Below are 8,687 nucleotides of genomic sequence, written 5' to 3'. Positions count from 1 at the left end.
GCACATAGAGTGCGGTCTCGTCGGCCATGTCGTGGATCAGCGTCGGCGAGCCGGCGTCGGCCAGCATGAACTTGGCTTCCGTGCCGGTCAGTTGCGCGGCAACGTCGAGCAGGTACTTGGCGTTGAAGCCGATCTCGATCGGATCGGATGAATAGTCGGCGGACAGCTCTTCGGTGGCGCTGCCTGAATCGGGATTGTTGACCGCAAGTGTCACCTGACCCTCGCTGATCGACAGCTTCACCGCGCGGCCGCGTTCGGAAGAGATGGTCGAGACGCGATCGACAGCGGCGGCAAAACTCTGGCGGTCGATGATCAGCTTCTTGTCGTTGCCGGTCGGAATGACCCGCTGATAGTCGGGGAAGGTGCCGTCGATCAGCTTCGAGGTCAAAACCACGCTGCCGATCGTGAAGCGGATCTTGGTGTCCGACAGTTCGGTGGTGACCGCGACATCCGGATCGTCGACGAGCTTCTGCAGCTCGCTCACCGTCTTGCGCGGAATGATGATGCCCGGCATGCCTTCGGAACCCGCTGGCGCATCGATCTCGGCGCGCGCCAGGCGGTGGCCGTCGGTCGCTACCGAGCGCAGCTTCAACTTGCCGCCGACCTCATGCGTGTGCAGATAGATGCCGTTCAGGTAATAACGCGTCTCCTCGGTGGAGATGGCGAATTGGGTCTTCTCGATCAGGCCTTTCAGGGCAACCGAGTCGAGACGGAAGATATGCGAGAACGATCCGGCCGAGAGCTCCGGGAAGTCGGATTGCGGCAGGCACTGAAGGCGGAAGCTCGAGCGGCCAGACGTCACTGACATGGCGTTGCCGTCCTCGTCCGTCTTCAGCATCACCTCGGCGCCATCGGCAAGCTTGCGCACGATGTCGTAGAGCAGATGTGCCGGGACTGTCGTCGCCCCGCCGCGCTCCACCTTGGCGGGTGTCGCTTCGGTCACCTCGAGGTCGAGATCGGTCGCCTTCATTTCAAGGCTGGCGCCTTCGGCGCTGAGCAGCACGTTGGACAGGATCGGTATGGTGTTTCGCCGCTCGACCACGCGATGGACGTGGTTGAGCGACTTCAGGAGATTGGACCGTTCCAGGATAACACGCATGACGAAACAGGCTCGCTTGAATGAATGACGGGTCACCAGTGAGCGGCGTCCCGCGAAAGGTCTGAACAGGCTCAGAATCTGCGTAAACTGACAGGAAAAAACCAGCAAACGCAAGCCCGCGCCACCGGTTCAGGCCGGCTACGCGGGCTTTCTGGGGATAACGCGCCCGAAGTCCGCGAGCCAGTGTCGTAAAACCGAAATCCAGATCGCTTCCAGGCGGCGCCACGAGCCCGATCCAGGCCCAGCGCCGCACTGGCAAGCCATTGAATTCCGGTATTGTTCCGGCTCAGCCATCCCCGGAGGATCAGGCCTGGTCGTTGATCAACCGCCTCAGAAGCTCAAGTTCCTGCGCCAGCGTGTTGTCGTTGCCGGAAAGGTCCTCGATCTTGCGCACGGCATGCAGCACCGTGGTGTGATCGCGGCCGCCGAAACGCCGTCCGATCTCGGGTAGTGAGCGCGGCGTCATCACCTTCGACAGGTACATGGCGACCTGCCGCGGCTTGACGATGGTGCGCGTGCGCCGGTTGGACAGCAATTCGGTCTTCGACACATTGTAGTGACGCGCCACGATGCGCTGGATGTCCTCGATACGGACACGCTTCGGCTCGCCGGTGCGATAGATGTGGCCGAGAATTTCGTCGATCCGGTCGATGGTGATCTGCGGCTCGAAGGATTGACGGAACAAAAGCTGATTGAAGGCGCCTTCCAGCTCGCGTCCGCTGCCGGTCACGGTGCGGGCGACGTGATTGAGGATCTCCTCCGAAATGTCGAGCGATGCGTCGTCGCTCCTGGCCGTGGCAAGGCGCAATTTGAGCATGCCGAGGCGCATGGCGAAATCGGGCGCCGACATTTCAAGCGCGACACCGCCATTGAGGCGCGAACGGACCCGCGGTTCGAGCGATTCCAGTTCCGACGGCGGCCGGTCGGCGGCGACGACGACCTGCTTGGCGCTGTCGAGCAGCATGTTGATGAGGTGGCAGAATTCATGCTGGATCGACTTGCCCTGCAGAAACTGCATGTCGTCGATGATGAGCAGGTCGATGTCGCGCAGCTGTTCCTTGAGCGTCAGCGCGTTGTTGTCGCGGATCGCGGTGGCAAAGCGCCACATGAAATACTCGGCCGTGAGATAGACGACGCGCGACTTGGGGTTCTGCTTCAGCGATTCCGCAGCGATGGCCTGCAGCAAATGTGTCTTGCCGAGCCCGACGGTTGCGTGAAGGAAAAGCGGATTGAAGCGCACTGCGCTCGATTGCGATTCCGCTACCGCCTTGGCGGCGGCGAAGGCCACCCGGTTCGACGGTCCCTCGATGAAGGACCCGAACGTGTAGCGCGGATCGAGCGGCGACCCCAGCACGTTGTGGCGAAATTCGCTCTCGATCGGTGTGCCCGGACGCGGAGCCGGTGCGCGCTCCACCCGGCTGGGGCTGACTGTGCCGGCGGCAAGTGCCGTCTGCGTCTGCCGTGTCATCTTGCTGCGTGCTGGCGTCACCTCTGGCTCGGCCTGGCTGCGTCCCTGACGGGTTGCCGTGCGCACGACGATGTCGATCTTGAGGAGATCGGCATCCTCCTGCTTCCACAGCTCTGAAATGAGGTCGAGATAGTGGCCGTTGATCCATGAACGCAGGAAGGCGGTAGGCACGGAGATGCGGACGATGCCCTTGGAAGCCTCGGCGACCTTCATGCGGCCAAACCAGCTCGAATAGACTTCGGTTCCCAGGCGCGCCTTCAACTGGGTCTTGACCCGGTCGAATTTCTGTTCCGCGTCGCTGGACACCGCCATGTCGTTTGCTCCGATCAAAGTTCCAGGAAATGGGAGGTCGCCCGTAAGTTCCCTTTCAATGCCGCTCTGCATGATCTTTTCCTTGTCCTTCCGTACCTGTTTTCCACCGGGGATGCGCCTCCTGCATCCGGTTCCGGCGACCTAAGTCTTTGCTACGATGTCCGCTGCCGCCGCCGGCAGATGAACGTCGCCCATTATCCGCGGGAACCGGTGCCGGCCCATGGAAGCCAGTCCGCGTTGGGTATGTCAGGGCAATACAACACCGCCCGGCGAAAAGAGCGCCGGCGCGCCGTCTACCTGCCATGTCTAGTTACGCCAGTCCCCTACCGTATCGAAAAAGACAAACCAAAACCGTCCGCGGACTTGATCCGCGTTGCAAATCCCGCCAATTTAAGCTGGCCGATTCAGGCTTGGGTTAAGAGCCAGAGCCCGTCCCTTTCGATAGATCGACACTACCGAAATCGCTGTGGATAGGGCAAGGCCACGTCTAACGGATTTTTAAGGAATCTGGTTAGTGGAGGCGGGTTCGAGTGGCGTGCCGCGACGGCACATTTTAACAAAGCCATTGTGATTCAAACCCTTTTCCGGCGAATATGAAAAACCGGGCGCTGACAGAAATATTCTGAAATAATTCGCTTGACAGCGACTTCTCCCCGATCGGGCCGGTCCGGTGTGGACAAGCTGTGGATCACCATCTGTAAGTCACTGAAAGATATAAGGTATTTCTGACAGTTAAGAATCTTTAGGTCGGCCGTTTCAAGCATGCCGATCACCAGCAGGCATGCATATGCCGGCAAACTATTCCTAATTGTGAAATGCCGCATAAGACGCCGTTTCCGGACATTCTTTTTAAGTGCTTGCCGGCAAACGAAAAAACCCGGCACAAACGGCCGGGTTCGAAGAACGTCAGTCTAGGCAAGTAATGTCAGGCCGACAGTACCTTGACCCGCTGAGCCAGTCGCGACACCTTGCGGGACGCCGTGTTCTTGTGGATCACGCCCTTGGTCGCGGCACGCATCAATTCCGGCTCCGCGATCTTGAAGGCAGCCTGTGCGGCAGCCTTGTCACCGGAGGCAAGGGCCTCTTCGACCTGGCGGATATAGGTGCGGACGCGCGAGCGGCGGTTCTTGTTGATCGCTGCGCGGCGGACGATCTTGCGCGTTGCCTTTTTGGCCGAGGATGTATTGGCCATGATGCCTCTCTTCTGATCTGGTCGGCGCATGCGGGATGCCGCAGGGCGCAAAAAACAAACGGGCAGCCACGGGGCCGCCTCGGTTGGTGCGGCTTATAGTTCAGCTTTTCCGGCGCGTCAACGCTGCCCGGCCTTCTTTTTGGCGGCCAGCAGCCATCTTCTTCGCAGCCAAGGGATTGGCGTCAGCGGTTGGTGAAATTCGGCTTCCGCTTCTCGGCAAAGGCCGCCATGCCTTCCTTCTGATCGTCCAGTGCAAACAGCGAGTGAAACAGCCGGCGCTCGAACCGCAATCCCTCGGCAAGCGTCGTCTCGAAGGCGCGGTTGACAGCCTCCTTCGCCATCATCACGGATGGTAGCGAGAAAGCGGCAATCTTGGCCGCGGCCTTCAGCGCCTCCTCGACAAGCTCGCCGGCAGGCACCACCCGCGACACCAGGCCAGAACGCTCGGCCTCGGCGGCATCCATCATCCGCCCGGTCAGGCACATGTCCATCGCTTTCGACTTGCCGACGAAGCGGGTCAGCCTTTGTGACCCGCCCATGCCTGGAATGGCGCCGAGGGTGATCTCGGGCTGGCCGAATTTGGCCGTGTCGGCGGCGATAATGAAATCGCACATCATCGCCAGCTCGCAGCCGCCGCCGAGTGCATAGCCCGCCACTGCCGCGATAATAGGCTTTCGCGCCCGCGTCAGTTCCTCCCAGCCGACGAAGAAGTCTTGGGCGTAGGCGTCCGCGTAGGAGATGGACTGCATCTCCTTGATATCGGCGCCGGCGGCGAAAGCCTTTTCGGAACCGGTGATGACCATGGCGCCGACACCGGGATCGGCGCTGAACCCGTTCACGGCCGCCACCACCTCGGTCAGAATCTGCGAATTCAGCGCGTTGAGCGCCTGCGGCCTGTTCAGCGTGATCAGCCCGACCTTGCCGTGCGTCTCGGTGATGATCGTCTCATAGGCCATGGCTGCTTCTCCTTGCTCACGCTCGTCTAGAGCGGTTCATCGTTTCACGGAAACGCAGAACCGCTCCATCTCTCTGTCTTGACGCAATTCCGAACGGGAAACCGTTCCCACTTTTCCTGGAATTACTCTGACTCATCGCTGACATGTCCGGCAATAAAAGGTCGATCGGCCGCTCTGCACGACACGTTCGATGTGGCCGCCGCAGCCGGGCTTGGAGCAGGCCTTGCCTTCGCGGTCGTAGACGGCGAAGGCGTGCTGGAAATAGCCCAGCGCCCCATCGGTCTGCATATAGTCCCGCAGTGAGGAGCCGCCGGCTGCGATCGCATCCGATATCACCGAACGAATGGCTTGCGCGAGGTGTTCGCTTTGGGCCTGGGCTTTCTTTCCGGGCCTGGCGATCGTGCCCGCCTCGCGCAGCGGCGACAGGCCGGCACGCCACAACGCCTCCGACACATAGATGTTGCCGAGCCCGGCGATCAGCCTCTGGTCGAGAAGCGCTGCCTTCAGCGGTGATCGCCGCCCCTTCATCAATGAGGCAAGCAGCGCACCGTCCAATGTGTTGCCGGTTGGCTCGACGCCAAGTCCAGCCAGCATCGGATGAACGTCCGGCAGCCCTTCCGCAAACAGCATGAAGCCGAAGCGGCGCGGATCATTGAAGATCACGCGGGACCGGGCACCGGCCGGAGACACGACATGGAAGACGACGTGGTCGTGATTGGAGCTCTTCGAGCGGTCGTGCCGGAAGATGCCGGGCATGTCGCTGCCATCGGCCGTCTCTATGCGGAATGAGCCCGACATGCCGAGATGGCAGATCAGCATGGGGCCGCCTTCCAGGTCCATCGTCAGATACTTGGCCCGGCGGCCGAGTGCCGTGATCGTCTTGCCGGTCAGCCGCTGCGCGAATTTCTCGGGAAATGGAAAGCGCAGATCCGGTCGGCGCGCCTCGACGCGGGCGATGGTAGCGCCTTCCAGAACCGGCTGCAGCCCGCGCCGGACGGTTTCGACCTCCGGCAATTCAGGCATGACCGCCGATCGCCGTATAGAAAGACGTGCCGTAGCGTCCGGGCGCCAGCCCGAGATGCTCGGCCACGGTCTCGCCAATGTCGGCGAATGTCGTTCTCAGTCCGATGTCGCCGCCCTTGAGACCCGGTCCAGTGCCGATCACCGGAATGCGCTCGCGCGTGTGATCGGTCCCGCCCCAGGTCGGGTCGTTGCCGTGGTCGGCCGTCAGGATGAGAAGATCGCCCTGCCGCAGCCTCGCAAATGCCTCCGGCAGCCGCAGGTCGAAGGCCTCGAGCGCGGCAGCATAGCCCGCGACATCGCGGCGGTGACCGAATTCGGTGTCGAAGTCGACGAAATTGGCGAAGACGAGGTCACCGTCGCCGGCATTATCCATCGCACCCAGAGCCTCGTCGAACATCGCCATGTTGCCTGCCGCCTTGCGCACTTGCGAAATTCCGCGATGGGCGAAGATGTCGCCGATCTTGCCGACGGCGATGACACGGCTGCCACGCGCCGTCAGCCGGTCGAGCAGGGTCGGTTCCGGCGGGGGCACGGCGTAGTCATGACGGTTGTATGTCCGCTCGAAAGTGGCGGTGGTTTCGCCGACGAATGGCCGCGCGATCACCCGTCCGATCCTCAGAGGGTCAACCAGCCTGCGCACCACCTGGCAGAATTCATAAAGCCGGTCGAGGCCGAAATGGACTTCATGCGCGGCGATTTGCAGGACCGAGTCGACCGACGTGTAGCAGATCGGCTTGCCGGTCCGGATGTGCTCCTCGCCGAAGCGCTCGATGATCTCGGTGCCCGGCGCATGGCAATTGCCGAGAATGCCCGGCACCTTGCCTTCGCGAATGATAGCCTCGGTCAGTTCGGCCGGAAAGGCCGGAACCGTATCCGGGAAATAGCCCCAGTCGAGGCGCACCGGCAGGCCGGCGATTTCCCAATGACCGGATGGTGTATCCTTGCCGCTCGAAACCTCCTGTGCGGCGCCGTGAAAGGCAGTTGGGAGCAGATCCGCCCCGCTGTTGGCAAACCCCAGTCCCGTCGCGGTTTCGGCGGCCTTGCCAAGCCCGAGCGACGCCATGTGAGGGACAAACAGCGGTCCACTGCGAAGCCCTTCGCGATCCGCACGGCCCTCCGCACAGGCCTCTGCGATGTGCGCGAATGTGTTGGCGCCGGCGTCACCGTAGCGGTCGGCGTCGGCCGCGCCGCCGATGCCGAAGGAATCCAGAACGAAGAGGAAAGCGCGCGCCATCGAGTTGTTGCCAGTTTGACCGACCAGACATAGGGTTCCGCGACTTCATTGGCAATTCGGAAACCAAACGGCAACGGCTTGGCGTGATAGTCCAGTGCACTGGGATGGGCATGGATCGAGGACAACAGACTGTGGTTCCTGTCATGAGGGTTGCGCTGAAGACTTATGCCGCTCTCATGCTGACGCTCGTCGGGCTCTGGTCCAACCCGGCGCATGCCGACTGGCGCGATGATATCGGCACGTTTCGTATCGGCATCGTTGCCGAGCCAGGCGCCGGCAATGCCGTTCCGGGGCTGGCACTGTTGACCGACGCCTACACCAAGGCCTTGGGCATGAAGGTCGAGTTTGTCGTTGCCCGCAACTATGCCGCGCTGATCGAGGCGCAGGCCGATGCCCGCATCGAATATGCGATCTATTCGGCCACCGCCTATGCGACGGCTTCGCAGCGCTGCTTATGTATCGAGCCGCTTGTCGCTCCGGTCGATTCAGACGGCGCGATCGGCATCCGCTCCGTTCTGCTGACGCGAGACGGCAAGCTGCCTGCCCTGGCGGCGATGGACCGCCATCGTATCGCCATGGCGCCTTCGGACAGCGTCGGCGGTTCTCTCCTGCCATTGGCGGCGTTGGCGGCGGAGGGCCGCAAGATCGCGGAAGATGCACAGTTTTTGGCCCGCACCGATTCGGCCGCGGCGGCCGAGACGATGCTGGTCGACGGCAAGGCCGATGGCCTGTTCGGCTGGGTGAGGGCCGCTGCCGACGGCCCGCGAGAACCGTCGGGCACGCAGGCCAGGCTGGAGGCGGCAGGGCTCTCGGTGACGGCGCTTCGGATCGTATGGACGTCGGGCCTGTTGAGATACGGCCCCCATGCGGTCCGCAGCGATCTCGACCCGGAAGCCAAGCGCAGGCTTGCCGTGTTCCTCACCAACCTCAAGTCGACGACGCCCGATATCTACGATCTCCTGGAATCGAGACATTCCGGCGGCTTCGCTCGCGTGTCGCCAAAAGATTACGAGATGGCCGCTGCTATCGTGCGCTTCGTTTCGGACCGTGAGCCGCAGCAATAGCTGGAGCGGCCCTGCGCAGGGCCTGGCTGGTTCTGTTCAACAGTCGCTGCAAGGGATCGTCACGCTTCTGCGGGGGCGCAGATAATAGGTTTCGCCCATGGTTATGTTGCTGAAAGCCGAGGTCAGTCCAAGCTTCTGTTGACTGCTCGCGCTCCACGCGATGACCGGCGTATAGCCGAGGTTGCTTTCGACGCGGATGAGAAAAGTGTTGGCGACCTTGAGCGACGCTGGGACCGTTGTCTCGGTGGTCGCGGCGGCGCCGGCGCTGGCGACACTGGCGACCAATTTGCGTGACCAAACCACCTGTGCCTTCGTCGCATCGGACGTAACCTGTATCGC

The 8,687-nt window shown here is 62.1% G+C and carries 7 protein-coding genes and 1 pseudogene; 1 reads left to right on the top strand and 7 read right to left on the bottom strand.

Translation table 11 applies throughout. From position 1 onward, the window contains the following. From dnaN to EN893_RS09655, 6 genes are all read right to left on the bottom strand, one after another. A partial coding sequence (gene dnaN, locus EN893_RS09680) for a DNA polymerase III subunit beta (protein WP_128361515.1) occupies nucleotides 1-1,099 on the bottom strand: 1,099 nt, incomplete at its 3' end. A 304-nt stretch (nucleotides 1,100-1,403) separates the two neighbouring features. Then, nucleotides 1,404-2,879, bottom strand: coding sequence for a chromosomal replication initiator protein DnaA (gene dnaA, locus EN893_RS09675; protein ID WP_236383352.1), 1,476 nt, complete (start codon nucleotides 2,877-2,879; stop codon nucleotides 1,404-1,406). A gap of 925 nt (nucleotides 2,880-3,804) precedes the next feature. Further along, complete coding sequence (rpsT, locus tag EN893_RS09670; protein WP_013533694.1) at nucleotides 3,805-4,071, bottom strand: 30S ribosomal protein S20; 267 nt, start codon at nucleotides 4,069-4,071, stop codon at nucleotides 3,805-3,807. Nucleotides 4,072-4,253: 182 nt separating this feature from the next. Continuing rightward, nucleotides 4,254-5,027, bottom strand: a complete 774-nt coding sequence (locus EN893_RS09665; RefSeq protein WP_128361514.1) for an enoyl-CoA hydratase — start codon at nucleotides 5,025-5,027, stop codon at nucleotides 4,254-4,256. Nucleotides 5,028-5,159: 132 nt separating this feature from the next. After that, nucleotides 5,160-6,050 carry a bifunctional DNA-formamidopyrimidine glycosylase/DNA-(apurinic or apyrimidinic site) lyase gene (mutM, locus tag EN893_RS09660; RefSeq protein ID WP_127268053.1) on the bottom strand — a complete coding sequence of 297 codons (891 nt, stop codon included), beginning with the start codon at nucleotides 6,048-6,050 and terminating at the stop codon, nucleotides 5,160-5,162. Continuing rightward, nucleotides 6,043-7,284 carry a phosphopentomutase gene (locus EN893_RS09655; RefSeq protein ID WP_127270398.1) on the bottom strand — a complete coding sequence of 414 codons (1,242 nt, stop codon included), beginning with the start codon at nucleotides 7,282-7,284 and terminating at the stop codon, nucleotides 6,043-6,045. Before EN893_RS09655 ends, mutM begins: the two co-directional genes overlap by 8 nt. Nucleotides 7,285-7,427: 143 nt before the next feature. Between EN893_RS09655 and EN893_RS09650 the strand changes: the two genes are divergently transcribed. Further along, a complete protein-coding gene (locus tag EN893_RS09650) occupies nucleotides 7,428-8,348 on the top strand; it encodes a PhnD/SsuA/transferrin family substrate-binding protein (protein ID WP_164748717.1) in 921 nt (306 codons plus the stop codon). A 36-nt stretch (nucleotides 8,349-8,384) separates the two neighbouring features. Here the strand turns inward: EN893_RS09650 and EN893_RS09645 are convergent. Next, nucleotides 8,385-8,687, bottom strand: a pseudogene (locus EN893_RS09645) (pilus assembly protein); the annotation flags it as partial.

This window comes from Mesorhizobium sp. M7A.F.Ca.CA.004.04.2.1, assembly GCF_004022825.1.
Lineage (GTDB): Bacteria > Pseudomonadota > Alphaproteobacteria > Rhizobiales > Rhizobiaceae > Mesorhizobium.
Note: the sequence above shows the minus strand (reverse complement) of the source record. Positions and strands in the feature narration are given on the sequence as shown.